The organism is Caballeronia sp. LZ034LL, assembly GCF_031451215.1.
Lineage (GTDB): Bacteria > Pseudomonadota > Gammaproteobacteria > Burkholderiales > Burkholderiaceae > Caballeronia.
Window position 1 is genome coordinate 209,414 of the sequence record NZ_JARUXR010000003.1, and the last position, 25,271, is coordinate 234,684.

Here is a 25,271-nt window from a genome sequence, read left to right on the forward strand (position 1 = left end):
TGGCGGATTCTTTAGACAAAAAAAGAGCGGCTAATGAAGCCGCCCTTCTCGCAACCGGTATTTTCGACTTATTGCTTTTTCTTTGCGCTCTCCGCACGGAACGCAGCTTCGCCCGCGTCCGAAATTTCCACCCATTTCTTGTCGGGCTGAGCATCCTGCACGTAGCTGTCATGCCAGTTCCACCATTTATAGGTGGGCGTCTGCGGGTAGCCTTCAGGCGAGTCTTCCCAGAGTTCCTGCCGGCCCAGCGGCGTGATGTCGAGATAGTTCCACGTATTGCCCATCTGCTCATCACCGCGATTGTTGATGAAGTAGGTTCGGTACAGGTTGTCGCCGTCGCGGAAGAAGACATTCGTGCCGTGCCATTCGTCCACGGCGAAGTCCTTGTCGAACTGATCCGTGATGGTGACCCACGGTATGTCCCATCCCATGCGCTGCTTCAGTCTTGCGATGTCTTCCTGCGGCGCGCGCGATGCGAACACCAATGTCGTGTCGCGTGCATTCAGGTGGGCAGGATGCGCGACCTGGTCAGCGACCATCGAACAGCCGCGGCAGGCATGCTCGGGCCAGCCGAATACGCCCGGCTCGAAGAAGGCGCGATAGACGATCAACTGACGCCGTCCATCGAAGAGATCGAGCAGGCTCCGTGTGCCTTCAGGAGTGTCGAACTGGTAATCCGCTTTCACAGCCATCCACGGCATGCGGCGACGTTCGGCGGCAAGCGCATCGCGTGCGCGAGTGTGTTCCTTTTCCTTCACGAGGAGCCGCTCGCGCGCCGCCTCCCATTCAGCCGGCGAGACAACCGCCGGCGTTTGCATGGCCGCTTGCGGGCCGTTCCCTGCCTTTTCGTCCGATGCAGTCATGACTTGTGTCTCCTCCTGAACAAGACCGTGAGCGTTGCGCCAGTGTGAGGCTGTGACGCGCGGTTCGGGAGTAACAAGTGTGACGCCATTTGCATCGGACGGTCTGGAGCAAGGCCGTGCGCACCATCACGCGGCCGCGGGGCGGCACGAATCGAGCCCGCGCCAGTAGGTGATGAAGCGTCCTCCGAACATGCCTGCAACGAGTCCCGAGATGGCCGCATCGAGCAACGCATAGTGGACGAGCGAGGTGGCAAGCATCGTCGTGGCCATTTCGAAACCGATCCAGAACTTGGCGATGAAGATGACGGCGATCAGCACGAGCGGAACGAAGGAGCCCGGCAGCATCACGGTGCGAGCAATCGGATCGACGATGAAACGCGTGCGGCTCGCGGTGAACATGCCGCCCGCGATACCCGCTCCGACACCGATGATCCACGCCATGACGGCGCTCCAGCCCGCGTAGGGATCCGACATCAGATGCGCGATACCGAGGCCGGCAAAAATCAGCGGCACCACGGCGAGTTTCGAAAGCGGCGCGGTGTTGGTCTGCAATGCCTTGATTCCGCGATAAAGAAGAAATGCGAGCAGCACCCAGACCCAGGTGGGCGTGCCCTGAAGAATTGCGATTGGTGACATGACGATCTCCTTGTTGTGATCACCGGGCGACTCATGGGGCTGGCATTCGCGCCATGACTCTTCGTTCTTGCGCAGCATGAAGGAAACGAATTAGCGCGAAATTAAAAAACGGAACGGCCCGTATCGACGCAACCGGCGTCGGAATTAAGCGAATTCAGAATAGAGCCGCGCCGACAGGTAAAATGCGGCGCCTGATTGATTTTTCTTGCCCCACCGCGCGCGATCCGCGCCTGACGGCACGGCGATCAGCCGGCCCAGGTGCCCAGGCGGCCGCCCCACGAGGGCAATCCTGCTGCGCATGGCCCCATTTGTTTCACGCGAGATCACACGATCGGTCCTGTGCAGTCGGCACCCCCGGCGCCGCGGCAGCCACCGCGGCTCCGCCAGGAAGGCACGACACGCTACCCATAAGACTTTCGAGGATTGTTTTTCATGTTTGCCCGCATCACCCGCCTTTTTCCGCTCTGGGCCGTGCTGGTTTCCATCGCCGCCTATGCCGAGCCTTCGTCCGTGACGGGCATCGCACCGCACGTCACGACGCTTCTGACCATCATCATGTTGTCGATGGGCGTCACGCTTTCCCTCGACGATTTCCGGCGCGTGTTCACGCGTCCCGCACCCGTGATTGCCGGGATCGTTCTGCATTACCTCGTCATGCCGCTCGCCGCCTGGGTGATCGCCAAGGCGCTGCGCATGCCTCCCGACCTGACGGCCGGCATGGTGCTCGTGGGCAGCGTCGCGAGCGGTACGGCGTCGAACGTGATGATCTATCTGGCGCGCGGCGACGTGGCGCTGTCAGTCACGATCAGCGCACTGTCGACCCTGGTCGGCGTCTTCGCCACGCCGTTGCTCACGCGCCTGTACGTCGATGCATCCATCGTGGTCGACGTGCACGGCATGTTGATGAGCATCGTCCAGATCGTGGCGCTGCCGATCGTCGTCGGGCTCGTCGTCAATCATCTGTTTGGCAAGGTCGTGCGCAAGATTGAATGGGTCTTGCCGATCGTGTCGATGGTGTCGATTCTGCTGATCATCGCGGCGGTCGTCGGGGGTACGCAAAAGAGCATTGCCTCGGTCGGTCTCGTGGTGGCTCTGGGCGTGGTGCTGCACAACGGCATCGGGCTGCTGGGCGGTTACTGGGGCGGACGTCTGCTCGGCTTCGACGAGGCTGTCTGCCGCACGCTCGCCATCGAAGTCGGCATGCAGAATTCGGGTCTTGCCGCGACGCTCGGCAAGCTGTACTTCACGCCGATCGCCGCGCTTCCGGGCGCCTTGTTCTCGGTGTGGCACAACCTGTCGGGCTCGATGCTGGCCGGCTATTGGGCAGGCCGCCCCGCCAAGGGTGCGACGCGGAATGAGGATGCCGATGCCGCCGTCGCTCGACATGGCTAAGAAATAACGGAACCCCTTGTTCCGGATAGAAGGCGTGCCGCAACTTGCGGGCACGCCTTTTTTGTACAGCGGCGCCTCGCGATTACGCTCCCAGCAGTTCCCTGATCTTCGCCTCAGTCTCCGCATAACGGCCTTCCCCATAGTGCCGGTACACGATCCTGCCGTCCTGGTCGATCAGGTACAGCGCGGGCCAGTACTGGTTGCCGTAGGCGTTCCACGTCGCATAGGCATTGTCCTGCGCAACGGGAAAGTCGATGCCATAGCGTTGAATCGCCTTCTTCAGGTTTTCGGTGTCGCGCTCGAAGCCGTATTCGGGCGTATGCACGCTCACGACCACGAGTCCCTTGTCGCGATAACGCGCATACCAGTCCTTCACATGCGGCAGCGTATGCGCGCAGTTGATGCAGTCGAAGGTCCAGAAATCGACCAGCACGACTTTTCCGTGCATTTGCTTCAGGTTCAGTGGCGCGCTGTTGAGCCAGTTGTCGATGCCGGTGAATTCCGGCGCTTGGACCGCGATCTGCCGCGCCGGGTCCGGTTCGGACGAGGCCCCCGTCGATGCGAAGGCGGTCAGCGCAGCCACCGCTCCGAAGGCGGCGATCATGGCGGCAGCGAAGGCGGCGATCTTGATGCGATCGAACATGAGGTTTCTCCTTTCCGGTTGGCGTGGAGCGTATTGAAGCGCGCGGATGTATCGGGCGCTTGTCCCGGTGGAGGTCCTTCGGCATCGCTGTGTATCCGGGGGCATTGCAGATACATGGCGATACATGGAGCGCGTTCGTCTCGCTTTGCCCAAGCCCAGTCATTGCAATAAAAGACCGAACGTTTCAGACCGGTTTTTTCCGGAACGCGGGGCGAATTTCGTCACCGCAAGGACCCTTAACCCCACGAAAAGGTCATGCAGAACCGCCCGTCTAGGTGCATTCCCTAGCGCCGCCGGATCAGCCTCACCCCGCCAGACCCGCCTCCGCTCAAGCTCGACGCCCGCAAAGCCGCATCCACACACGCTTCCAGCGTTTCTCCCGTCCCCGCACTGTTTCCCTGCATGGCCTGCACCACGGGAATCCATTACCAGAAGTATCGGAAAGGGCGCAGAAAATGTCGGTGGATGATCGAAATTGACCAGTTACGCTTCATTCCAACGCAACGAACGCCGGAATGTGATCGGCGCTGTCGACCCGGATCGTACTCAAAGGACGCACATGGCAGACGTCCTCAACGTTTCGGTTTTCTCGAACTTGCCAGCTGGAATGAATCGATGATTCCGAACCTAACGCTCGCACCGGGCGACCTGTCAAAAGCGGTTTCCGCAGAGCCGGACACCCTGTCGCCGGCCCGATCCGTCGCCGCTTCGCAGACTGAGATCCTCACGGTCAAGAATCTCTCGAAGATCTTCGGCGCCAAGCCCGAGCGTGCGCAGGAACTCCTGAAACAAGGCCTCGGCCGCAACGAAATCTTCGCGCAGACCGGCAACATGGTCGCCGTCGACGACGTCAGCCTCGCGGTCAACGCGGGTGAAATCTTCGTCATCATGGGACTGTCCGGCTCGGGCAAGTCCACGCTCGTCCGCCTGCTCAATCGCCTGATCGAGCCGACTTCGGGTCAGGTGATTCTCGAAGGCCGCGACATCGCGCCGATGAACGTGAACGAACTGCGCGCGGTGCGTCGCGAAAAGATGGCGATGGTGTTCCAGTCTTTTGCGCTGCTGCCGAACCGCTCGGTCATCGACAACATCGCGTACGGACTCGAAGTCGCCGGCAAGAAAAAATCGGAACGCTATGACATTGCTCGCGCCGCGTTGACGCGCGTCGGCCTGGCTTCCTACGAAAAACTGCTGCCGAGCGAACTGTCGGGCGGCATGCAGCAACGCGTCGGACTGGCGCGGGCGCTCGCAGTGAATCCCGCGGTGCTCCTGATGGACGAAGCGTTCTCGGCGCTCGACCCGCTGATCCGCTTCGAGATGCAGAACGAACTGCTGCGCCTGCAGAAAGAAGAGCAGCGCACGATCGTCTTCATCTCGCATGACATCGAGGAAGCCGTGAAGATCGGCGGGCGCATCGGCATCATGAAAGATGGCCGGCTGATCCAGGTCGGCACGCCCGCTGAACTCATTCAATCGCCCGCCGACGATTACGTGCGCGACTTCTTCCGCAACGTCGACGTGTCGCGCTTCCTCGCTGCATCGAGCCTGCTCACGAAGGTCGAGCGCGGCCTCATTGCCTGCGACGGCGGCGCACCGTCGGAACGCTATCTGAACAGCCTGATCGACAGCGGCGCCGACTGCGGTTACGTCTGCGACGAAGCCGGACGCTATCAGGGATGCGTGACGCCCGCATCGCTGCACAAGAGCGGCGCACGTCCGATTCGCGAAGCCTTGCTGCGCGACGTCGCCGCCGTGCCGCTCGACGCCGATCTGCACCGGCTCGCGGCCATCGCACTCAGTCAGGAACACGACGTGCCCGTCACCGACGAACAAGGCCGGCTCGCCGGCGTCGTCTCGTGCCGCACGATTCTCAAGCAGGTCATGGAGCGGAGGGCAGCATGAACGGTACGAGCAGTTCGATTTTCGGCAAGTTCGCCGAGGACGCGGTCAATTTCTTGTTCTCGCATTTTCGCGGCGGTTTCGATGCCTTTTCTGCCGCACTCGGCGCGGTGATCAAGGTGCTCGAAGATGGCCTGGGCGCGGTCCCGTTCATCGCGATGCTGGTGATCCTGATGGCGCTCGCGCTGTGGCGCAAGGGCGTGGTGTTCTCGGCCTTCGTCGGCGTGGCGCTCTATGCGATCAACTACATGGGCCTCTGGGCGCAGACGGTTTCCACGCTCGCGCTGGTGATCGCGGCGACGTTCTTCAGTCTTGTGATCGGCGTGCCGCTCGGCATCTGGGGCGCGCGCAGCAATCGCGCCGAAGTCGTGCTGCGCTCGCTGCTCGACTTCATGCAGACGATGCCCGCGTTCGTCTACCTGATCCCCGCCGTGATCCTGTTCGGTCTCGGACGCGTGCCGGCCGTGATCGCGACCATCGTGTTCGCCATGCCGCCCGTCGTGCGCCTGACCACGCTCGGCATCCGCCAGGTGCGCGAAGAACTGCTCGAAGCAGGCCGCTCGTTCGGCAGCACCGATGCGCAACTGCTGTGGAAGATCCAGTTGCCCAACGCGCTGCCGTCGATCATGGCAGGCGTCAACCAGACCATCATGATGGCGCTCTCGATGGTGGTGGTCGCATCGATGATCGGTGCGGGCGGCCTTGGCGAATACGTGTTGAGCGGCATCCAGCGGCTCGATATCGGCATCGGCTTCGAAGGCGGTCTCGGCGTCGTGCTGCTCGCGATCATCCTCGATCGTCTGACGGAAAGCTTCGGCGTCAAGGCCAAGAAGGCAAAGAAGAAGAAGGTGATCTCAACGCCGGTCACGCCGTCCAAGGCGGCGCAGACTTGAGAGACGAGTGAGAGAAGACTGAGAGAAGAAAGGCGCCGGCAACGACCGGCGCAACAGCGAACCAGACCACACACTGACACACCCATCCGGAGTCGAAATGAAGAACCTGTCCATCAAGGCGGTGCTCGCGAAGGTGCTGATGCCCGCTGTCGTCGCCTTCGGCGTGGCGTCCGCTCCGGCCATGTCGGCCGAGCCGCTCAAGATCGCCGTCACCAACTGGGCCGACGTGCTCGCCGTCGCCAATGTCGCTAAGTACGTGCTCGAGACGCAGCTGAAGCAGCCGGTGCAGTTCGTGCAGGCGGACATCGGCATCCAGTATCAGGGCGTCGCGCGCGGCGACCTGGACATCATGGTGGGCGGCTGGCTGCCGGTCACGCACGGTCAGTATGTGGCGCGCTACAAGAACGATCTCGATGACGTCGGCATAATTTATACGGGTGGCAAGAACGGCTGGGCCGTGCCGGCGTATGTACCGGAGTCGCAGCTGTCGTCCATCGAGGACCTGAAGAAGCCTGACGTGCAGAAGCAGCTCAACGGCGTGATCCAGGGCATCGAACCGGGCGGCGGACTGATGCAGGCATCGGAGAAGACCATCAAGGCCTACGACCTCTCCGGCTATCACCTGCAATCCGCCAGCGAGGCAGGCATGCTCGCGTCCATCCAGCGCGCCTATCAGTCGAAGCAATGGATCGTCGCAACGGTGTGGAGCCCGCACTGGCTGTTCCAGAAATGGCAGATGCGTTACCTGAAGGATCCGAAGGGCACGCTCGGCGGCGAAGAACAGGTGCATGCATTCGCGTCCAAGCAGTTCGCAGGCAAGTTCCCGCGCGCCGATGTGTTCTTCAAGCATCTGAAGCTCAATCTCGCGGATGTGGAAGCGATCGAGTTCGAGGGCAACAGCACGAACGACTATGCGACGGCCGCCAAGAAGTTCGTCGATGCGCACCCCGACAAGCTGAAGGCATGGCTGGCGCAGTAACGCCGACGCCCAGCCATTCGCTGCACGATCCACGCGGAGTCTTCCTGTGAACGCACATGCGCGCTTCTTTGGCGAGAGCCTGCAGAGCCACGATCCCGTCATCGCTGCGGAGATCGCGCTGGAACTGCGTCGCCAGCAGAGCCAGATCGAGTTGATCGCATCGGAGAACATCGTGTCGTCGGCCGTGCTCGAGGCGCAGGGCACGGTGCTGACGAACAAGCTTGCGGAAGGCTATCCGGGCGAGCGCCATAACGGCGGCTGCGAGCACGTGGACCGGATCGAGGCGCTGGCCATCGATCGCGTGAAGGCGCTGTTCGATGCAGGCTTCGCCAACGTGCAACCGCATTCCGGCGCGCAGGCGAACAGTGCAGTGATGCTTGCGCTGCTCGCACCGGGCGACACCGTGATGGGCATGTCGCCCGATGCGGGCGGCCATCTCACGCATGGCGCGCGTCCGGCGCTTACGGGCAAGTGGTTCAACGCCGTGCAGTACGGCGTGAGCCCGGAGACATTGCGCATCGACTACGACGCGGTCCGGCGGCTTGCCGAAACGCATCGGCCAAAGCTGATCATCGCTGGCTTCTCCGCCTATCCCCGCGCGCTGGACTTCACTGCGTTCCGCGACATAGCGGATCGCGTCGGCGCGATGCTGATGGTGGACATGGCGCCTTTCGCGGGCATCGTCGCGGCGGGCAAGCATGAGAACCCCGTGCCGTTCGCCGACGTGGTCACGTCGACGACCCACAAGACACTGCGCGGCCCACGCGGCGGCTTCATCCTGACCAACCACGCCGACCTCGCGAAGAAGATCGATGCAGCCGTGTTTCCGGGCGCGCAGGGCGGTCCGTTGATGCATGTGATCGCGGGCAAGGCGGTGGCCTTCGGCGAGGCGCTACGGCCCGAATTCGGCGCTTACATCGAGCGGATGCTGCGCAATGCACAGGCGCTCGGCAAGGTGCTGCAAGCAGGCGGCCTGCGTCTCCTCACGGGCGGCACCGACAACCATCTGCTGCTCGTTGATTTGCGCAGCAAGGGCTTGACCGGCACGCAGGCCGAGAAGGCGCTGGAGCGCGCGGGCATCACCTGCAATCAGAACGGCATCCCGACCCTCACCTCCGGCATTCTCCTCGGGACGCCGGCCGGCACCACGCGAGGCCTGGGTGTCGCGGAGTTCGAAGAGGTTGGCGACATGATCCTGCAAGTCATCGCGGCGCTCGTGCGCGATCCCGGCGGCGACGAGCAGGTGGAGCGTTCAGTGCGCGCGCGGGTGCGCGAACTGTGCGCGCGGTTCCCTATTTACACGCGTGCGGAAGCACTGGTCTGACGCATCGCAAACGACGACACACGATCCTACTTCAGAGAGACGATCATGAGCTTCGAAGGCGTACATACTCCGCTGGTCACCCCGTTCAAGGCCGACGGCGAAATCGATCACGACATGCTCGGCAAGCATGCGGCGAGTCTTGCCGGCCGCGTGACCGGACTCGGCGTGGGCGGCACCACGGGCGAATACTATGCGCTGAGTTTCGACGAGCGCGTGAAGACATTCGATACCGTGGCGCAGGCGGTGGGCGGCAAGACCTGGCTCACGGCGGGCATCAATGCAACCACCACGAACGAAGTGCTGCGCCTCGGCCGCGAGGCGAAGCGCGCGGGCTATGACGCGCTGCTGGTGGCCGCGCCGTACTACGTGCAGCCGACGCAGGACGAACTGCTGACGCATCTGCTGAAGATCGACGATGCGCTCGATCTGCCGGTCATGCTCTATAACTTTCCTGCACGCACCGGAACCGCGATCGGCGATGAAGTGCTCATGAAGCTGCTCGAACGTCCCAACTTCGCCGCGATGAAGGAGAGCACGGGCGATGTCGCGCATCTCCATCATCTCGCGACGCAACTGCCCGAGCGCTTCGTCCTCAGCTGCGGCATGGACGACCAGGCGCTCGAATTCTTCGCGTGGGGCGTGCGGAGCTGGGTGGCGGGCGCATCGAACTTCCTGCCCGAAGCGCATACCGAACTGCTCGAAACCTGCGTAAAACAAGGCGATTTCAACGCAGGGCGCAAGCTGATGACGCAGCTCCTGCCCGTGCTCGAACTGCTCGAACGCAGCGGCAAGTTCATCCAGTACGTGCGTTACGGCTGCGAGCTCGCGGGCACGCGTGTGGGTCATGCGCGCGCGCCGCTCGGCACGCTTACCGACGAAGAGCGCAACGCTTTCGCGAAGCTCGTTCAACCTCTGCTGCGCAACGCTCAGTGAACCTGCATGGCCTCGAAACTGGATTTCGCGCATCTGCCTGCCCCGGATGGCGTCAACGGCTGGTGGGAAAGCCTGCCGCCCGCCGCGCCCGCGAGGACCGTGACGGGTGAACACGCCTTCGACTACGTCGTGGTGGGCGGCGGCATTACCGGGCTATGTGCGGCGCGGCGGCTGGCTGAACTCGCGCCGGACGCATCCGTCGCCTTGGTCGAGGCCGACCGTATCGGCCGCTCGACGGCAGGCCGCAATTCGGGCTTCTTTGTGGATCTGCCGCACGACATCAGCAGCGAGAGTTATTCGCGCAGCGTAGAGGCCGACAAGGCCGATGTCCGTCTGCAACGGCACGGCATCGACTATGTGCGTTCGATCGTGAAGCAGCATGGCATCGATTGCGACTGGCGCGACGACGGCAAGTATCACGCGTCGGTCAACAAGAAGGGACATGCGGCGCTCACGCACTTCGCAGAAGGTCTCGCACGCATCGGCGAAGCGTGCGAATGGCTCGATCGCAGCGCCATCGAAAAAGTGACGGGCACGCCGTTCTATGAGAGCGCGCTGTTCACGCCGGGATGCAGCACGGTTCAGCCGGCCGCGCTGATGCGCGGCCTTGCGGCGACGCAACCGGCGAACGTAACCGTGTTCGAGCTGAGCGCGGTGAAGGGCATGGACACGGGCGGCGCCGCGAAGCTGCTGAAGTTCGCCGGCGGCAGCATCACGACAGCGCGCGTCGTGCTTTGCACCAACGCCTATGCGGCGACCTTCGGCGGCCATCCGAACGGCCTGCTGCCGGTCTACACGTTCGCGTCGATGTCGCGGCCGATGAACCCCGACGAGATCGCGCGGCTGGGCGGCATGCAGTCGTGGGCGCTGATTCCCGCGGACCCGATGGGCACCACCGTGCGCCGCCTCGCCAATCACCGCATCTGCATTCGCAATCACTTCGCGTTCCGGCCCAACCTGTCCGTCTCGGACAGCGATCTCGCGAAGTCGCGACAACTGCATCAACGTTCGTTTGAACGGCGTTTTCCGATGTTGAAGGACGTCGAGTTGCAATACACCTGGGGCGGGGCGCTGTGCCTGTCGGCGAACAACGGCGCGTTGTTCGGGCAGCGCGAGCAGGGCGTGTTCGAAGCGGTCGGCTGCAATGGATTGGGACTGAGCCGCGGCTCGGCATCGGGCAAGCTGATCGCCGAATATGCGCTCGGCGAATCCCATGCGTTGATCGATCAACTGCTGCGACAACCGCATCCGCGTTCGTTGCCGATGCGGCCGATTGCCGATGTGGCGGTGACCGCCGCGATCTGGATGAAGGAATTCTCGGCGGGCGCCGAGCTTTGAATCTGTGAGGATAGACACATGACGACGCACCAGGAATGGACAAGCAAGGCACAAGGTCTGGCGCTCGATGGCCGCGCCCTGATTGCCGGGGCACGCTGCAACGCGGCGTCGAACGAAACCTTCGATACGCTCAATCCTTCGACGGGCAAGGCGCTTGCCGCGATTGCGAAGTGCGATGCGAAGGACGTGGACCGCGCGGTTGCAGCCGCGCGCGAGGCCTTCGAAGCGGGCATCTGGTCGAAGGCCGCGCCATCGCATCGCAAGGCCGTGCTGCAGCGTCTGGCGCAACTCATCGACGACAACGCCGAAGAGCTCGCGCTGCTCGAAGCGCTCGAAGCCGGCAAGCCGATCAGCGAATGCATGGGGCTCGACATTCCCGAGTCGGCGGCGTGCATCCGCTGGCATGCGGAAGCCACGGACAAGCGTTATGACGCGCTGTCGCCGTCGGGCGCGAGCGTCGTGAGCATGATCACGCGCGAGCCGATCGGCGTGGTCGGCGCAGTGTTGCCATGGAATTTTCCCGCGCTGATGCTGGCCTGGAAGATCGGGCCGGCGCTCTCGGTGGGCAACAGCGTGGTCGTGAAGCCGGCCGAGCAGACGTCCCTGTCTACCTTGCGCATCGCCGACCTCGCACTCGAGGCGGGCGTGCCGTCCGGCGTGCTGAGCGTGGTCACGGGGCTGGGCGAGAGCGCCGGGCAGGCTATCGGCTGTCATGCCGACATCGACCTCGTGGCCTTCACCGGTTCGACCGAAACGGGCAAGCGCTTCCTCCGCTATTCCGCCGATACCAACCTGAAGCGCGTCGTGCTCGAATGCGGCGGCAAGAATCCGCAGGTGGTGCTGCCGGACGTCGCCAATCTCGATGTAGTCGCGGAACAGGCCGTCGCCGCCGCGTTCTGGAACATGGGCGAGAATTGCAGCGCCGGGTCGCGCATCATCGTGCATGTGAGCCAGAAGGAGGCCTTGCTGCAGAAGATGCAGGCCGTGCTGGAAGGCTGGAAGACCGGCGACCCGCTCGATCCCGATGTGAAGCTCGGCTCGCTCATCGAGGAAGCGCACTACCGCAAGGTGCTGGGCCACATCGAGAAGGCGCGGGCCGAGGGCGCGCGCGTGGTGTGCGGCGGGCAGGCGACGCTCGCCGAGTCCGGCGGCTGGTTCGTCGAGCCGACCATCATCGATCAGGTCACGCCCGAGATGAGCATCGCGCGCGACGAGGTCTTTGGCCCGGTGGTGTGCTTTATCGAATATGCTGACGTCGACGAGGCCGTGCGCATCGCCAACGATACGTGCTATGGCCTCGCGGCATCGCTGTGGACCGACAATGTCAATCACGCTCACAAGGTGGCGGCGCGCATTCGCGCAGGCACGGTGACCGTGAACTGCTTCGGCGAAGGCGACCTGACGACGCCGTTCGGCGGCTTCGGGCAGTCGGGCTTCGGGGGGCGAGACAAGTCGATCTACGCGCACGATCAATACTGCGAGCTGAAAACCACGTGGCTTAAGCTCGACTGACTAGAGACGAGGAAGTATGCGGATTGGATTCGTCGGCACCGGCGCGATCACGCGGGCGGTCGTGACCGGGATGATCAGGTTCGAGGTTCCCTTCGAGCGTATCGCGCTGTCGCCGCGCAATGCGGACACGGCAGCCGAGCTTGCGCAACTGGACACGCGCGTCGAGGTAAGCGCCAGCAATCAGGCGGTGCTCGATTCCTCGGACGTGATCTGTCTCGCGGTGCGGCCGCAGATCGCCGCCGATGTCCTCCCGACGCTGAAGTTCGAGCCGCGCCATCATGTCATCAGCTTCATTGCCGGCAAGTCGCTTGCGCAGGTGCGTGAATGGCTGGGTGACGTGGCCGCGGTGATTCGCGCCATCCCACTGCCGGCGGTGTCGGAAGGCAAGGGCAGCACGGCGTTGTGTCCGCCGGATGCGGTCGCGCGCACGCTGTTCGCGCCGCTCGGCGCGGCCGTGGAAGTCGAGGACGAGCATCAGTTCGATGCACTGTCCGCCGCCACCGCGACCATGGCGAGCTACTTTGCGTTGCTGGAAGAGCAGGCCTCGTGGCTCGTCGCGCAAGGTCTGCCGTATGCGTCGGCGCGGTCGTTCCTGTCGGGGTTCCAAGTGGGCCTCGCGCATGAAACCACCAAGGACGCCCGGCCGTACTCGGAATTGATCGGCGAAATGTGCACGCCGGGCGGACTCAATGAACAAGTGACCAACGAGCTTGCGCAGCGGGGCACCTACCAGCATTACATCGAAGCGCTCGAACGGATCCTGAAACGCGTGCAGGGACGTTGATGGACGGCAACGGGAAGCCATCACATCAAGACAGGCAATAAAATCAATAAAATGACTCATCAGCGGCGCCGCGTACCGGGCGCCTGCAGGTGCCCGCAAGCCCTTCGAAGGTGATCCCGATGCAGAAGAAACAGCAGTTCGCCGACCGGCTGCTCGCACAGATGCCCTCGTTGCGCGCGCTTCGGTGCTTCGTCACCGCAGCGCGCTATGAAAGCTTCACGCAAGCCGCGGAAGTGCTGTGCGTGACGCAGGCGGCCGTCAGCCGGCAGATCAAGGAGCTCGAGGACACCCTCGAAGTTGCGCTGTTCGAGCGCGCCGGCCGTCATATCGCGCTGACGGATGCGGGGCGCATCCTGTACAACGCGTCTTATCTGTCGATCATGAATATCGCGGAGGCGGCGCAGGCAGTGCGGCGCGTGGATCGTCACGCGCTCACACTGTGCATCTCGCATACTTTTTCGGCACTGTGGCTGTCGGGCAGACTGCCTGAATTCCGTCGCCGCTTTCCGGAAATCCGCCTGCACGTGATGGTCACCGACCAGTTCATGGAACTGGACGATCTCATGGAGCCGGACGTCATCATCACGAAAAATCCGCCGCGCGAGGCGGAATACGAAGTCGAGCCGCTGTTTCACGACATCGTTTATCCGGTATGCAGCGTTCCGTTTCATGAACGCCATTTCCATGGCCGCACGCTCAAGCCGCTCGATCTGCTCCAGCATCCCACCCTGAGTCTTTCGCTGCTGGGTCGGGCGCAGGTGTGCGAGCACGTCGACTGGCGCGTATGGAAGAACTGGTTCCAGCAAGGCGACGGCTCGGAGCGCCTCGACCAGAACGACAACTTCGAGAGCAACGACTATCGGTTGCTGGTGGCGCAGGCCGAGGCCGGCGAGGGCACGCTGCTCGGCTGGCATCATCTCGTGCATCGGCAGGTCGAGCAGAAGAAACTCGTGCGGCCCGTCGACGATGCGCTCGTTTTCCACGACCGACATCACTACCTGATCACGCATCGCAATGCGCGGGCGCGGCCGGAGTACATGCAGTTCCGCCAATGGCTCGACGACGAAATCGACGCGATGATGCAGGGCTGGCCGTCCGAGCAGGCGAAGGTCGCGCAGTGATCCGCTTCAGCCGCGCGCGTGCCGGGCAAGAAAGCGGTCGAGCTGCGCGGCGAACTGCTTGCCGTCGCGCGGGCTATAGGGCGGCGGTCCGCCGGTGGCGACGCCGCTGCTGCGCAACTGGTCCATCATCGAGCGGATCGACAGACGCTCCTCGATATTTTCCTCACTGAACCATTCGCCGCGCGGGTCCAGCGCGTGAGCCGCCTTGGCGAGCACGGCGGCGGCGAGCGGAATATCGGCCGTGATGATGAGGTCGCCCGCTTGCGCCATCTCGACGATGCGCGCGTCCGCTACATCGAAACCCGCGGGCACCTGAATCGCCCGGATGAATGGCGAGGGCGGCGTGCGCAAGAACTGGTTGGCCACCAGCGTGACGGCGACCTTCACGCGCGGCCCCGCGCGGAACAGGATGTCCTTGACCACGCTCGGGCAGGCGTCAGCATCGACGAGGATTTGCATGCGTCAATGGTCCGTCAGATAGTCGGGATGGCTCGCGCGGATTTCGTCGAGCTGGCTGAGCGTGCCGGACAGATGCGCGCGCAGGGCGGCATCGGCGGCATCGGCATTGCCTTGCTCGATGGCGTCGACGATGGCGGTGTGGTCGCGCACCACGGCCAGCGTCTTGCCTTCCACTGGCAAGTGCAGGCGCCGCAAGCGGTCTATGTGTCCGCTCAGCCGGCGCACCAGATCCCAGAGCTGCGGCACGCCCGCGGCCTCATACATCTGCCGGTGAAACGCATGATCGAGCAATGCGAACTGCTCGACGTCCTGCGGCTCCAGATAATCCATTTGTTCCGCGATCGTCGCGCGCAGCCGCGCGACCAGTGACGCCTTGTGCGCTTGCGCGAGCGTGCGCACGATTTCGAGTTCGATCGAGCGGCGCAGAAAGTGCGCCTGCAACGCCGATGCGATGCTGATCTGGCTCACAACCGTAGCGTGCTGCGGAAAGATGTCGACGAGCCCTTCTTCACCGAGCTTGATGAGCGCGTCGCGCACAGGGGTCTGGCTCAGGCCGTAGCGCGTCGCCAGTTCGCTGCGCGACAGCACGGTGCCTGGCGCCAGTTCAAGCGACAGGATCAGTTCGCGCAGGCGTTCGAACACCTGCGGCGCCGCGTGACGCGAGCGATCCAGGCGATGGGCCGCGCGGGGAGCATCGATATTACTCATATGAATGATGAAGCGTGCTGAAACATTAGTACTATAGCCCGCCTTTGCGGCCATGCCGAGCGGCGCGAAGCGCGAGCGACGCTTGGTGATTTCCCTACTGACACACTAATGTATTAGTGCTTTACCATGACTTCATTCTCGCTTCCGTCCATTCGCAGGAAATATCGCCATGACTCGACAGATCGCCATTACTCACGTGCGCATCACGCCGATCGCCTTTCGCGACGGCCCGCTCCTCAATGCCGCGGGCATCCACGAGCCGTGGGCACTGCGCGCGATCGTCGAACTGGAGACGAATGACGGACGAGTCGGCATCTCCGAAACCTATGGCGACGAGCCCATGCTGCGCGTGCTGCAACAGGCAAAGGATCTCGTCATCGGCCTCTCGCCGTTCGAACTGAATCAGATGGAAGAGCGTGTGCGCGCGACCATCACGGCCACGCCGGGCGCCGTGGAGTTCGAACTCGCACCGGGCTCGCATGCCGCGAAGAATGCGCCGAAGGTCATCAGCACGCTGGAAGTGGCGATGCTCGACCTGCAGGGGCAAATCGTCGGCGCGCCGGTGGTGGATCTGCTGGGCGGCAAAGTGCGCGACGCCGTGCCGTACAGCGCGTATCTGTTCTTCAAGTACGCGGAACACATCGGCAAGCCCTACGCGCCGGATGCGTGGGGCGAGGGCATCAGCCCGGAGCAGATCGTCGCGCAGGCGCGCCGCATGATCGACCTGTACGGCTTCCAGAGCATCAAGCTCAAAGGCGGCGTGTTCGAGCCTGCGCATGAAATCGCCTGCATGCAGGCGCTTGCCGAGGCCTTCCCTGGCATGCCGCTGCGTCTCGATCCGAACGCGAACTGGACGCTTGCGACGAGCATCAAGGCCGCGCCCCAGCTCGACGAAATCCTCGAGTATTACGAAGACCCATGCCCTGGCCTCGAAGGCATGGCCGAACTGCAAAAGCATACGAAGCTGCCGCTCGCGACCAACATGGTCATCACGACCATGGACGACTTCCGCAAAGGTTGCGAGATGGGTTCGATCAAGGTGCTGCTCTCGGATCACCACTACTGGGGCGGACTGCGCGCCACGCAGACGCTCGCGCGCATGTGCAGGCTGTGGGGCTTCGGCATGTCGATGCATTCCAACTCGCACCTCGGCATCAGCCTGATGGCGATGACCCACGTGGCGGCGAGCGTGCCGAACCTGACCTACGCGTGCGACACGCACTACCCGTGGCAGGAAGAAGAAGTCATCAAGGGCGGCCGCGTGAAGTTCGACAACGGCGCGGTGCGCGTACCCGTCACGCCGGGCCTCGGCGTCGAGCTGGATCGGGAGAAGCTGGGCGAACTGCATGAGCAATATTTGTCATGCGGCGTGCGCAATCGCGACGACCTCTCGCAGATGCGCAAATATCAGCCGGAATTCACCGGCAAGAATCCGCGCTTCTGATTCGAATAAAAAGGCGTTCGCAGCGCTACTCCAGGAGACATCTTCATGAGCACTTCCAGCGCGCTGTCGAGCGCCGTACGCAAGATCAAGTGGCATGTGCTGCCGCTGTTCGTCGTGATGTTCATCGTCAATTACATCGACCGGGTGAACATCGGTTTCGTGCGTCAGCATCTGAGCGCGGACTTGGGCATCGGCGCTGCGGCCTATGGGCTCGGCGCGGGTCTGTTCTTCGTCAGCTATGCCGTGTTCGAAGTGCCTTCGAACATGCTGCTGCAACGCTTCGGCGCGAAGGCCTGGCTCACGCGCATCATGGTGACGTGGGGACTGGCTGCGGTCGGCATGGCCTTCGTAAAGGGCGAAACGTCCTTCTACGCGATGCGTCTGCTGCTCGGCGCGGCCGAAGCGGGCTTCTTTCCGGGCGTCGTCTTCTATTTCACGCAATGGCTGCCGCGCGATCAACGCGGCCGGGCCATGGCGGTCTTCCTGAGCGGCTCGGCGCTGGCATCGGTCTTCTCCGGACCGATCTCCGGCGGCCTGATGTTGATCGAAGGCGGGGGCCTGCATGGCTGGCAGTGGATGTTCATCATCGAAGGCGTGGCCTCCGTGGTGCTCGCCGGCTTCGTCTGGTTCTGGCTGGACTCGAAACCGCGTGACGCGAAGTGGCTCACGCGTGAAGAACAGGATGCGCTCATCGCTGAGGTGGAAGCGGAACAGCGTCAGCGCGATGCCGCGCATACCGTGAAGCCCTCGTCGTGGAGCCTGTTGCGCGATCCGCAGATCCTGATCTTTTGCCTGATCTATTTCTCCGTGTCGCTGACCATTTACGGCGCAACCTTCTGGTTGCCGAGCATCATCCGCAAGATGGGGCATCTGAATGACTTCCAGGTCGGTCTCTTCAATTCGATTCCCTGGCTGATCTCGATCGTCGCGATGTATCTGTTTGCCGCTCTCGCTGGACGCTTCAAGTTCCAGCAGGCGTGGGTGGCGTGCGTGCTGTTGATCGCGGCGGCAGGCATGTATGCCGCCGGTCTGGGCAGCCCGGCGTTCTCGTTCGTCGCCATCTGTTTCGCGGCGATCGGCTTCAAGGCGGCATCGTCGTTGTTCTGGCCCATTCCGCAAAGCTATCTGGATGCGCGCATCGCGGCGCCGGTGCTCGCGCTGATCAACTCGATCGGCAATCTCGGCGGCTTCGTGGCGCCCGCGGCCTTCGGCTTTCTCGAGCAGAAGACCGGCTCGATCCGGGGCGGCTTGACGGGCCTGGCGATCATGTCGGTCGTGGCCGCGGTCATCGTTTTCCTGGCGCGCATGGCGCCGCGCGAAGGTCGTACCTCACTCGGACTGCAATCTCGCCCCACGAAATAAGTCCTGACGGCAGCGCGCATTAGCTAAGACCAAAGCCTTGGTTTGAAGGGCGCGGCACGCGTATTAGCATGAATCGCATCGGGCGCTTTTGCCCTCTGGAAAGCCATATGCGATACAAGGGATACGATGTCGCGCCCTCGGCGCATGCATTGCCGAGCGGCCTCTTTGCCGCCAACCTCACCATCGAAAGCGGCGCATCGCCGCATGCCGCGTCGTTCACCTTCGATGCGCTCGACTACTTCTTCGAAGCCGATCACGCCGTGGCCTATGCTGCGCGCTGGGCGCGGCTGTGGATCGATCAACGAAAGCGCGGTCAAGCAGAACGTACCCGTTCGCTCGTTTCCTCATAAGCTTTTCTCGCCGCCGTGCTTTTGCATATGCGGAACGCTTGGTTCTCTTGCATGCGATGCCGTTCTATCGTGAGCGGCGCGGCAGCATCATGCCGCGTCATATCCGAACGATCACGGCACACAAGAGGAACGGCAGCACATGGCAGGTTTCAATCGGCGGGACTTCCTGGTTTCATCGGGCGCGGCGCTCGCGTCCGCAAGCCTGTCTTCACTGACTTTCGCACAGGGCGCGGCGAAGCGGGGCGGCACGCTCAACATGCTGATCAATCCCGAGCCGCCCGTGCTCGTCTCGATCTTCCAGACCACGGGACCCGCGCTCGTCGCAAGCTCGAAGGTGCTGGAAGGGCTGCTCGCCTATGACTTCGATCTCAAGCCGCAGCCGCAACTCGCCACCGCCTGGAAGGTCAGCCCGGACGGCCTCAAGTACACGTTCACGCTGCGGCAGAACGTCAAGTGGCACGATGGACAGCCTTTCACCTCAGCGGACGTCGCGTTCTCGATCGACCTGCTGAAGTCGATTCATCCGCGCGGCCGCAGCACCTTTGCGAATGTCGTGCAGGTCACGACGCCGGACGCGCGCACTGCTGTCATCGAACTGTCGAAGCCCGCGCCTTATCTGCTAAAGGCGCTTTCGGCAGGCGAGTCGCCGATGGTCCCCAAGCATCTCTATGCCACGGGCGACCCGTTGTCAAACCCGCATAACAATGCGCCCGTCGGCACCGGTCCGTTCCGCTTCAAATCGTGGACGCGCGGCGCAAACATCGTGTACGAACGCAATCCGGACTACTGGGACGCGGGCAAGCCGTATATCGACGCACTCGTCTTCAAGGTCGTGCCCGATGCCGCCGCGCGCTCGGCCGCCTTCGAAACCGGCGCGCTCGATCTCGGCGGAGAGAACCCGGTGCCGTTGTCGGACTTGCCGCGTCTGACGCAATTGCCGCAACTCGCGGTGGAGACGCGCGGCTATCGCTTCCTCGAGCCGCTTTCGGAGATCGACTTCAATCTCGATCATCCGGTCCTGAAGGACCTGCGGGTGCGTCAGGCTATCGCGCATGCAGTGAATCCGCAGATCGTGCAGAAGACGATTGCGTACGGTTATGCCGATGTCTCGCCGACGCCCATCACACCCGCTTCGCCGTATCACGATGCCAAGCTCGCGCCGTATGCATTCGATATCGCGAATGCAGAGAAGCTGCTGGATGCGGCCGGTTATCCGCGCAAGAACGGCGGTCCGCGCTTCCAGCTGACGCACGACTATCTTCCCTATGGCGACATGTACCGGCGTCAGGCCGACTATGTGAAGTCCGCGCTGGCGCGCGTGGGCATCGAGGTCACGGTGCGCTCGCAGGATCTGCCGTCGTTCCTCAAGCGCGTGTATGCGGACCGTCAGTTCGATTTCACGAGCATCGGCGTAAATACCTTGTTCGATCCGAGCGTGGGCGTGCAACGTTTGTACTGGTCGAAGAACATTCGTCCGGGCGTGCCGTTTTCCAATGCACCGCACTACAACAATGCGCAGGTGGATAGCCTGCTCGAAGCGGCGTCGATTGAGACCGACGAGAGCAAGCGCGTGGCGCTGTATCAGCAGTTCCAGCAGATCGTGTATCGCGACCTGCCGATTCTCAATCTCGTCGCGCCGCGAATGGTCACGCTCGCGAACCGTCGCGTGCGCAATCACACGGTGTCCGCGCAAGGCCTGGAAGGCAATCTCGCCAATGTGTGGCTGGCTGCATGAGGAGCGATGCGATGAACCGACGCAGCCGCTTCGCCGCCATAGCGCGACGCACGGCATGGCAGGCGCTGCCGACGATGATCGCCATCGTGATCGCCAACTTCTTCCTGCTGAAGCTGATGCCCGGAGACGCCGCCGATGTACTGGCAGGCGAGTCCGGTTCCGCCACGCTGGAAACGGTGCAGGCCTTGCGCGCGAAGTTCGGCCTTGATCAGCCGGTGCTGCATCAGCTCGGCGCGTATCTTGGACATCTTGCGCACGGCAGCCTCGGCTATTCGCCGCGTTATGACGCGCCTGTCATGCAGCTGATCCTGTCGCGCCTTCCCAGCACATTGATCCTGATGGGCACGGCGCTCGCGCTGGCCATCGTTGCGGGGATCGTGCTGGGCGCGGTCATGGCGCACTGGGCGGGCAAGTGGCCGGACCGCGTGCTCTCCGTGCTCGCGCTGCTGCTGTATTCGACGCCGGGCTTCTGGATCGGGCTGCTGGCCATCGTCCTGTTCTCGGTGCATCTCGGCTGGCTGCCGAGCGGCGGCGACGTGACGGTGGGCGCCAATTTGCATGGCTTTGCCCATCTCGCCGATCTTGCCCGGCATGTGCTGCTGCCGGCCGCGACGCTCGGCTCCTTCTTCGTCGCCATTTATGCACGGCTGACCCGCAGCGCGATGCTCGAAGTCACGCGCCAGGACTTCGTTCGCACCGCGCATGCGAAGGGGCTGCATCCTTTGCGTGTGACGGTGCGCCATGTGCTGCGCAACGCCCTCATGCCGCTCACGACGATGGTCGGCATTCACTTCGGCACGCTGCTCGGCGGCGCGGCCGTGACGGAGACGGTCTTCAGCTGGCCGGGCCTTGGCCGTCTCGCGCTTGATGCCGTCATGGCGCGCGACTTCAGCGTGTTGCTCGGTGTGCTGCTGTTGTCCTCGTTGCTGGTGATCGTCGCGAACGTCGTGGTCGATCTGCTTCAGGCGTGGCTCGATCCACGCATCGCTTGACTCACTCACTCTCACGCATGGCTACTCCTTCACCTCATTCCGCGTGGCGACGCCAGCTTGCGGGCGCGTTGTTCGGCTCGCGCCGTGCACAGCAGACGACGTCTTCGCATGGCTCGCGCGGCGCGTGGCATGCGTTGCTGCGCAATCCTTCCGCGCTGGCGGGCCTCGCGCTGCTGGCCGCCTTCATTGCACTCGCGCTCGGCGCGCCGCACTTCTTTCCTGGCGATCCGCTCGACATGGTTGCAGCGCCGTTCGAATGGCCAGGCGCTGATCCGCTATATCGACTCGGGACCGATTCGCTCGGCCGGGATGTGGCAGCAGGGGTTGCGCACGGTGCGCGCGTGTCCTTGCTGATCGGCGCATCGGCGGCGGCGATCGGACTCGTGATCGGCACGCTGGTGGGCGCGATAGGCGGCTTCTTCGGCGGGCTGATCGATGACGTGCTCGTACGCGTCACCGAATTGTTCCAGACGGTGCCTTCGTTCCTGCTGGTGATCGTGATCGTGGCGATCGGCAATCCGGGCGTCACCGTCATCGCGCTGGCAATCGGCATTGCCTCGTGGCCGACGGTCGCGCGGATCGTGCGGGCCGAGTTCCGTACCTTGCGACAGAGCGATTTCGTACTGGCCGCGCGCAGTCAGGGCTTCAGTCATACGCGCATCATATTCGGGGAAATATTGCCTAACGCATTACCTCCGGTGATCGTGACGGCGTCGGTGATGGTGGCGAGCGCGATCCTGATCGAATCGTCGCTGTCGTTTCTCGGCATGGGCGATCCGAACGTGGTGACGTGGGGCGGCATGATCGGCGCGGGCCGCGATTCGCTGCGCACCGCGTGGTATCTCACCGCGATTCCCGGCGCGGCGATCGTGCTGGCCGTGCTCGCGCTGAACCTGCTCGGCGACGGTCTCAACGACGCACTCAATCCGCGCATGCGGCCGCTTTCCTGACGAGGTGCAGGCTTGACTCAACTTCTTGAAGTGCGCGGTTTGCACGTGGATTTCGGCGCGCATCGCGCGGTGCGCGGCATCGATCTGGATATCGCGGCTGGGGAGACGCTGGCGCTCGTCGGTGAATCGGGTTGCGGCAAGTCGGCTACGGCGCTCTCGCTGATGCGGCTGTTGCCCGCGCCCGGACGGGTGACGGGAAGCGTGCGTTTCGACGGACGCGACGTGCTCGCATTGAAGCCGCGCGACATGCGTGCACTGCGTGGTCGCGACATCTCGATGATCTTCCAGGAGCCAATGACCTCGCTGAATCCGGTGTTGCCGGTCGGGGCGCAGATTGTCGAGACCTTGCGACAGCATGAATCGCTGTCGGAGCAGGCGGCGCAGCGGCGCGCAGTGGAATTGCTCGATCTGGTGCATGTGCCCGAGCCGCAGCGGCGCGTGGCGGATTATCCGCACGAACTGTCGGGCGGGCAGCGGCAACGCGTGATGATTGCGATGGCGGTGGCATGCCGTCCGCGTCTCCTGATCGCCGATGAACCGACCACCGCGCTCGACGTCACCATCCAGGCACGCATTCTCGAACTGCTGGACGAATTGCGCCGCGAACTGTCGATGTCGCTGCTGCTCATTACGCACGATCTCGGCGTCGTCGCGCAGCATGCGGACCGCGTCGCCGTGATGCTCGCCGGCGAGAAAGTCGAGGAAGGGCCGGTGGAACAGCTGTTCACGCGGCCGCAGCATGCTTATACGCGCGGGCTGCTGGGCGCGTCGCTGAATCTGTCGAACGAGGTTCACTATCGCGAATGGAAGCTGCCGGAAATCCGGCACGCAGCTTCCGCCGACGGCAAGACGGCCTTCAACGTGACGCCTCTGGCGCGCGTGAAGACGCCGCCGGAAAAGCAGGGCGAAGGCGAACCCTTGCTGTCGGTAAGTGGCCTGACCGTGGACTATGCGCATCGCCACGGCAAGGGCATCGCGCGCGCGGTAGATGGCGTGTCGTTCGACATCGGACGCGGCGAGACCGTGGGTCTGGTCGGCGAATCGGGGTGTGGGAAATCCACGCTGTCGAAAGCGATCATGCGCCTCGTGCCGGCTGCGGGCGGCGCGATCCGCCTGCGCGGCACGAACCTCGCGCCGCTCGACGAACGCGCGTTGCGGCCGCATCGGCGCCATGTGCAGATGGTGTTCCAGGACCCGTATGCGTCGCTGAATCCGCGCCGCACGGTGGGCGCGATCCTGGAGACGGTGCTGGCGGTGAACGGCGTCGGCGATGCCAGTGTGCGCCGTGCGCGTGCCGTCGCGATGCTCGATCGCGTGGGTCTGCCCAGTACGGCGCTCGCGCGCTATCCGCACGAATTTTCGGGCGGTCAGCGGCAACGCATCGGCATTGCGCGCGCGCTCATTCTCGAACCTGCACTGCTGATCTGCGACGAACCGGTTTCGGCGCTCGACGTCTCGATCCAGGCGCAGATTCTCAATCTGCTGGTGGAGCTGAAACGCGATCTGGGCCTAGCCTATCTTTTCATTTCACATGATCTTTCGGTGGTCCGCTATATCGCCGACCGCGTGCACGTGATGCATGGCGGGCGTATCGTCGAAAGCGGCCATCACCGCGAAATCTGGCGCGCGCCCCGGCATGCCTATACGCGCACGCTGCTCGACGCCGTGCCGGCCCGCCAATTCGACGCGCAGGCCGCCTGACGGCCGGCCGCGCGCCATCAAACAACAGGAATGAACGATGTCACAAGACTCTCAAGCCCGCGACGCACTGCATGACGCACTGGCCGCGTTGCCCGCGCTGGCGGAAGCAATCGGTGCGGACGCTGCCGCGCGGGAAGTGCGCCGCGATCTGCCGTTCGAGGCCTTCGCGCTGTTTCGCCGCTCCGGTCTCGGCAAGTTGCGCCTGCCGGTGGAGTGGGGAGGACTCGGCGGTTCGCTCGAAGACGTATTCCACGTGATCGCGACGCTTGCCGCACACGAGAGCAATGTGGCGCATGCGCTGCGCATCCATTTCGACCAGACCGAAGCGTTGTTGTTGTCGCCGCGCACACCGTTCAACGAAGTGCAGATCCGGCGCGTGGCCGAGGGCGCGATTTTCGGCGGCGCGTCGACCGAAGCCGGCACTTCGCGTCCCGGTGAGATCACCACGCAACTGCGTCGCGAGGGTAATCAATATCGCCTGAGCGGCCGGAAATATTACTCGACGGGCACGGCGTTCTCGGACTATGCGCGGCTCAACGTGCAGGACGAGCACGGCGAGTCGGTCAGTGCGATCGTGCCGGTGCAGCGCGAGGGCCTGCGCGTGCTCGACGACTGGGACGGCATGGGGCAGCGCATGACCGCGAGCGGCAGCCTGGAGTTCGACAACCTCGTCGTCCACGAGGACGAAGTCGCTCCGCGCGTGCAATCGACGCTCGTCGGACGCCACGGCAGCGCGCTGCGACAACTGCATCTGGTGTCGGTCGCGGCGGGCATCGTGCGCAATGTCGTCGCCGACGCGAAGCGCTATGTGCTGAAGCACGGGCGTCCCGTGCTGCACAGCGCGGCGCCGAGTGCGCGCGAGGATGGGTTCATCCAGCAGGTCGTCGGCGAGCTGTCGGCGCACAGCCACGCAATCGATGCGCTGATCGCCGAGAACGCGCGTGTGCTGGACCGGACGGCTCGCGCCATCCGCAATGGGTCCGCCGATGCCGAAGCGCTCGTGCTGGAAGGCTCGCTTGCGACGGCGCGCACGCAGATCGTCGTCAGCAAGCTCGCGCTGCAGGCCGCGGAGCGTCTGTTCGAGGCGGGCGGCGCGTCGGCGACTTCGCGCGCGCACAACTTCGACCGGCACTGGCGCAATCTGCGCACGATCTTCAGCCATAACCCGCTGTTGCATAAAGCGCGGGTGCTGGGCGACTACGAACTGAACGGCGTGACCACGCATCTGACCGAAGGCCGCGTTTTCTGAACCG

23 protein-coding genes are annotated in these 25,271 nt (G+C 63.6%); 18 read left to right on the forward strand and 5 right to left on the reverse strand.

Annotated features, from left to right (window positions below):
* Positions 1–68: 68 nt before the first annotated feature.
* Together QCE83_RS22065 and QCE83_RS22070 are read right to left on the reverse strand one after the other, a co-directional pair.
* Positions 69–863, reverse strand: coding sequence for a DUF899 domain-containing protein (locus QCE83_RS22065; protein WP_309816109.1), 795 nt, complete (start codon positions 861–863; stop codon positions 69–71).
* 126 nt (positions 864–989) lie between these two features.
* Positions 990–1,499 (reverse strand): DUF6622 family protein, encoded by a 510-nt coding sequence (locus tag QCE83_RS22070; RefSeq protein WP_309816112.1) that lies wholly within the window; start codon positions 1,497–1,499, stop codon positions 990–992.
* A gap of 432 nt (positions 1,500–1,931) precedes the next feature.
* Here QCE83_RS22070 and QCE83_RS22075 point away from each other — a divergent pair, with 432 nt between their 5' ends.
* Positions 1,932–2,891, forward strand: coding sequence for a bile acid:sodium symporter family protein (locus QCE83_RS22075; protein WP_309816114.1), 960 nt, complete (start codon positions 1,932–1,934; stop codon positions 2,889–2,891).
* 82 nt (positions 2,892–2,973) lie between these two features.
* Here the strand turns inward: QCE83_RS22075 and QCE83_RS22080 are convergent, their stop codons facing one another.
* A complete protein-coding gene (locus QCE83_RS22080) occupies positions 2,974–3,534 on the reverse strand; it encodes a thioredoxin family protein (RefSeq protein WP_309816119.1) in 561 nt (186 codons plus the stop codon).
* 615 nt (positions 3,535–4,149) lie between these two features.
* On the opposite strand from QCE83_RS22080, the gene QCE83_RS22085 reads away from it, so the two are divergent.
* The 9 genes from QCE83_RS22085 to QCE83_RS22125 all read left to right on the forward strand — a co-directional run bounded on the left by QCE83_RS22085 (position 4,150) and on the right by QCE83_RS22125 (position 14,317).
* Positions 4,150–5,436: a glycine betaine/L-proline ABC transporter ATP-binding protein gene (locus tag QCE83_RS22085; RefSeq protein ID WP_309816122.1), complete on the forward strand. Its 1,287-nt coding sequence runs from the start codon at positions 4,150–4,152 to the stop codon at positions 5,434–5,436.
* Positions 5,433–6,326 (forward strand): proline/glycine betaine ABC transporter permease, encoded by an 894-nt coding sequence (locus QCE83_RS22090; RefSeq protein ID WP_309816124.1) that lies wholly within the window; start codon positions 5,433–5,435, stop codon positions 6,324–6,326. Before QCE83_RS22085 ends, QCE83_RS22090 begins: the two co-directional genes overlap by 4 nt.
* Positions 6,327–6,423: 97 nt before the next feature.
* Positions 6,424–7,305 carry a glycine betaine ABC transporter substrate-binding protein gene (locus tag QCE83_RS22095; RefSeq protein WP_309816127.1) on the forward strand — a complete coding sequence of 294 codons (882 nt, stop codon included), beginning with the start codon at positions 6,424–6,426 and terminating at the stop codon, positions 7,303–7,305.
* A gap of 46 nt (positions 7,306–7,351) precedes the next feature.
* Positions 7,352–8,629 (forward strand): serine hydroxymethyltransferase, encoded by a 1,278-nt coding sequence (gene glyA, locus QCE83_RS22100; RefSeq protein WP_309816130.1) that lies wholly within the window; start codon positions 7,352–7,354, stop codon positions 8,627–8,629.
* Between the two features lie 45 nt (positions 8,630–8,674).
* Entirely contained in the window at positions 8,675–9,562 is an 888-nt protein-coding gene (locus QCE83_RS22105; protein ID WP_309816133.1) for a dihydrodipicolinate synthase family protein, read from the forward strand.
* Between the two features lie 6 nt (positions 9,563–9,568).
* Positions 9,569–10,900, forward strand: a complete 1,332-nt coding sequence (locus tag QCE83_RS22110; protein WP_309816136.1) for an FAD-binding oxidoreductase — start codon at positions 9,569–9,571, stop codon at positions 10,898–10,900.
* A gap of 18 nt (positions 10,901–10,918) precedes the next feature.
* Complete coding sequence (locus QCE83_RS22115; protein ID WP_309816139.1) at positions 10,919–12,412, forward strand: aldehyde dehydrogenase; 1,494 nt, start codon at positions 10,919–10,921, stop codon at positions 12,410–12,412.
* Between the two features lie 16 nt (positions 12,413–12,428).
* A complete protein-coding gene (locus tag QCE83_RS22120) occupies positions 12,429–13,196 on the forward strand; it encodes a pyrroline-5-carboxylate reductase (RefSeq protein ID WP_309816143.1) in 768 nt (255 codons plus the stop codon).
* Positions 13,197–13,315: 119 nt separating this feature from the next.
* Positions 13,316–14,317: a LysR substrate-binding domain-containing protein gene (locus tag QCE83_RS22125; protein WP_309816144.1), complete on the forward strand. Its 1,002-nt coding sequence runs from the start codon at positions 13,316–13,318 to the stop codon at positions 14,315–14,317.
* A gap of 6 nt (positions 14,318–14,323) precedes the next feature.
* Here the strand turns inward: QCE83_RS22125 and QCE83_RS22130 are convergent, their stop codons facing one another.
* Together QCE83_RS22130 and QCE83_RS22135 are read right to left on the reverse strand one after the other, a co-directional pair.
* Positions 14,324–14,776: a YaiI/YqxD family protein gene (locus tag QCE83_RS22130; RefSeq protein ID WP_309816148.1), complete on the reverse strand. Its 453-nt coding sequence runs from the start codon at positions 14,774–14,776 to the stop codon at positions 14,324–14,326.
* A 3-nt stretch (positions 14,777–14,779) separates the two neighbouring features.
* A complete protein-coding gene (locus tag QCE83_RS22135) occupies positions 14,780–15,484 on the reverse strand; it encodes a GntR family transcriptional regulator (protein WP_309816151.1) in 705 nt (234 codons plus the stop codon).
* A gap of 169 nt (positions 15,485–15,653) precedes the next feature.
* On the opposite strand from QCE83_RS22135, the gene QCE83_RS22140 reads away from it, so the two are divergent.
* The 8 genes from QCE83_RS22140 to QCE83_RS22175 all read left to right on the forward strand — a co-directional run bounded on the left by QCE83_RS22140 (position 15,654) and on the right by QCE83_RS22175 (position 25,267).
* The gene (locus tag QCE83_RS22140; RefSeq protein ID WP_309816154.1) at positions 15,654–16,928 is read left to right on the forward strand and encodes a glucarate dehydratase family protein; all 1,275 of its coding nucleotides are present in this window, start codon (positions 15,654–15,656) and stop codon (positions 16,926–16,928) included.
* A gap of 45 nt (positions 16,929–16,973) precedes the next feature.
* Entirely contained in the window at positions 16,974–18,290 is a 1,317-nt protein-coding gene (locus tag QCE83_RS22145) for an MFS transporter (protein ID WP_309816158.1), read from the forward strand.
* Between the two features lie 107 nt (positions 18,291–18,397).
* A complete protein-coding gene (locus QCE83_RS22150) occupies positions 18,398–18,640 on the forward strand; it encodes a hypothetical protein (RefSeq protein ID WP_404985685.1) in 243 nt (80 codons plus the stop codon).
* A 139-nt stretch (positions 18,641–18,779) separates the two neighbouring features.
* Entirely contained in the window at positions 18,780–20,375 is a 1,596-nt protein-coding gene (locus tag QCE83_RS22155; protein WP_309816161.1) for an ABC transporter substrate-binding protein, read from the forward strand.
* Between the two features lie 11 nt (positions 20,376–20,386).
* Entirely contained in the window at positions 20,387–21,367 is a 981-nt protein-coding gene (locus QCE83_RS22160) for an ABC transporter permease (RefSeq protein ID WP_309816164.1), read from the forward strand.
* A gap of 17 nt (positions 21,368–21,384) precedes the next feature.
* Positions 21,385–22,317, forward strand: coding sequence for an ABC transporter permease (locus QCE83_RS22165; protein ID WP_309816167.1), 933 nt, complete (start codon positions 21,385–21,387; stop codon positions 22,315–22,317).
* Positions 22,318–22,329: 12 nt separating this feature from the next.
* Positions 22,330–24,018 (forward strand): ABC transporter ATP-binding protein, encoded by a 1,689-nt coding sequence (locus QCE83_RS22170; protein ID WP_309816170.1) that lies wholly within the window; start codon positions 22,330–22,332, stop codon positions 24,016–24,018.
* 37 nt (positions 24,019–24,055) lie between these two features.
* Positions 24,056–25,267: an acyl-CoA dehydrogenase family protein gene (locus QCE83_RS22175; RefSeq protein WP_309816173.1), complete on the forward strand. Its 1,212-nt coding sequence runs from the start codon at positions 24,056–24,058 to the stop codon at positions 25,265–25,267.
* Positions 25,268–25,271 lie beyond the last annotated feature (4 nt).

Bases quoted from the DNA above. Each gene is read 5' to 3' on its own strand.
- QCE83_RS22065 (WP_309816109.1), bottom strand. From the start codon at position 863: ATGACTGCATCGGACGAAAAGGCAGGGAACGGCCCGCAAGCGGCCATG.
- QCE83_RS22070 (WP_309816112.1), bottom strand. From the start codon at position 1,499: ATGTCACCAATCGCAATTCTTCAGGGCACGCCCACCTGGGTCTGGGTG.
- QCE83_RS22075 (WP_309816114.1), top strand. From the start codon at position 1,932: ATGTTTGCCCGCATCACCCGCCTTTTTCCGCTCTGGGCCGTGCTGGTT.
- QCE83_RS22080 (WP_309816119.1), bottom strand. From the start codon at position 3,534: ATGTTCGATCGCATCAAGATCGCCGCCTTCGCTGCCGCCATGATCGCC.
- QCE83_RS22085 (WP_309816122.1), top strand. From the start codon at position 4,150: ATGATTCCGAACCTAACGCTCGCACCGGGCGACCTGTCAAAAGCGGTT.
- QCE83_RS22090 (WP_309816124.1), top strand. From the start codon at position 5,433: ATGAACGGTACGAGCAGTTCGATTTTCGGCAAGTTCGCCGAGGACGCG.
- QCE83_RS22095 (WP_309816127.1), top strand. From the start codon at position 6,424: ATGAAGAACCTGTCCATCAAGGCGGTGCTCGCGAAGGTGCTGATGCCC.
- QCE83_RS22105 (WP_309816133.1), top strand. From the start codon at position 8,675: ATGAGCTTCGAAGGCGTACATACTCCGCTGGTCACCCCGTTCAAGGCC.
- QCE83_RS22110 (WP_309816136.1), top strand. From the start codon at position 9,569: ATGGCCTCGAAACTGGATTTCGCGCATCTGCCTGCCCCGGATGGCGTC.
- QCE83_RS22115 (WP_309816139.1), top strand. From the start codon at position 10,919: ATGACGACGCACCAGGAATGGACAAGCAAGGCACAAGGTCTGGCGCTC.
- QCE83_RS22120 (WP_309816143.1), top strand. From the start codon at position 12,429: ATGCGGATTGGATTCGTCGGCACCGGCGCGATCACGCGGGCGGTCGTG.
- QCE83_RS22125 (WP_309816144.1), top strand. From the start codon at position 13,316: ATGCAGAAGAAACAGCAGTTCGCCGACCGGCTGCTCGCACAGATGCCC.
- QCE83_RS22130 (WP_309816148.1), bottom strand. From the start codon at position 14,776: ATGCAAATCCTCGTCGATGCTGACGCCTGCCCGAGCGTGGTCAAGGAC.
- QCE83_RS22135 (WP_309816151.1), bottom strand. From the start codon at position 15,484: ATGAGTAATATCGATGCTCCCCGCGCGGCCCATCGCCTGGATCGCTCG.
- QCE83_RS22140 (WP_309816154.1), top strand. From the start codon at position 15,654: ATGACTCGACAGATCGCCATTACTCACGTGCGCATCACGCCGATCGCC.
- QCE83_RS22145 (WP_309816158.1), top strand. From the start codon at position 16,974: ATGAGCACTTCCAGCGCGCTGTCGAGCGCCGTACGCAAGATCAAGTGG.
- QCE83_RS22150 (WP_404985685.1), top strand. From the start codon at position 18,398: ATGCGATACAAGGGATACGATGTCGCGCCCTCGGCGCATGCATTGCCG.
- QCE83_RS22155 (WP_309816161.1), top strand. From the start codon at position 18,780: ATGGCAGGTTTCAATCGGCGGGACTTCCTGGTTTCATCGGGCGCGGCG.
- QCE83_RS22160 (WP_309816164.1), top strand. From the start codon at position 20,387: ATGAACCGACGCAGCCGCTTCGCCGCCATAGCGCGACGCACGGCATGG.
- QCE83_RS22165 (WP_309816167.1), top strand. From the start codon at position 21,385: ATGGCTACTCCTTCACCTCATTCCGCGTGGCGACGCCAGCTTGCGGGC.
- QCE83_RS22175 (WP_309816173.1), top strand. From the start codon at position 24,056: ATGTCACAAGACTCTCAAGCCCGCGACGCACTGCATGACGCACTGGCC.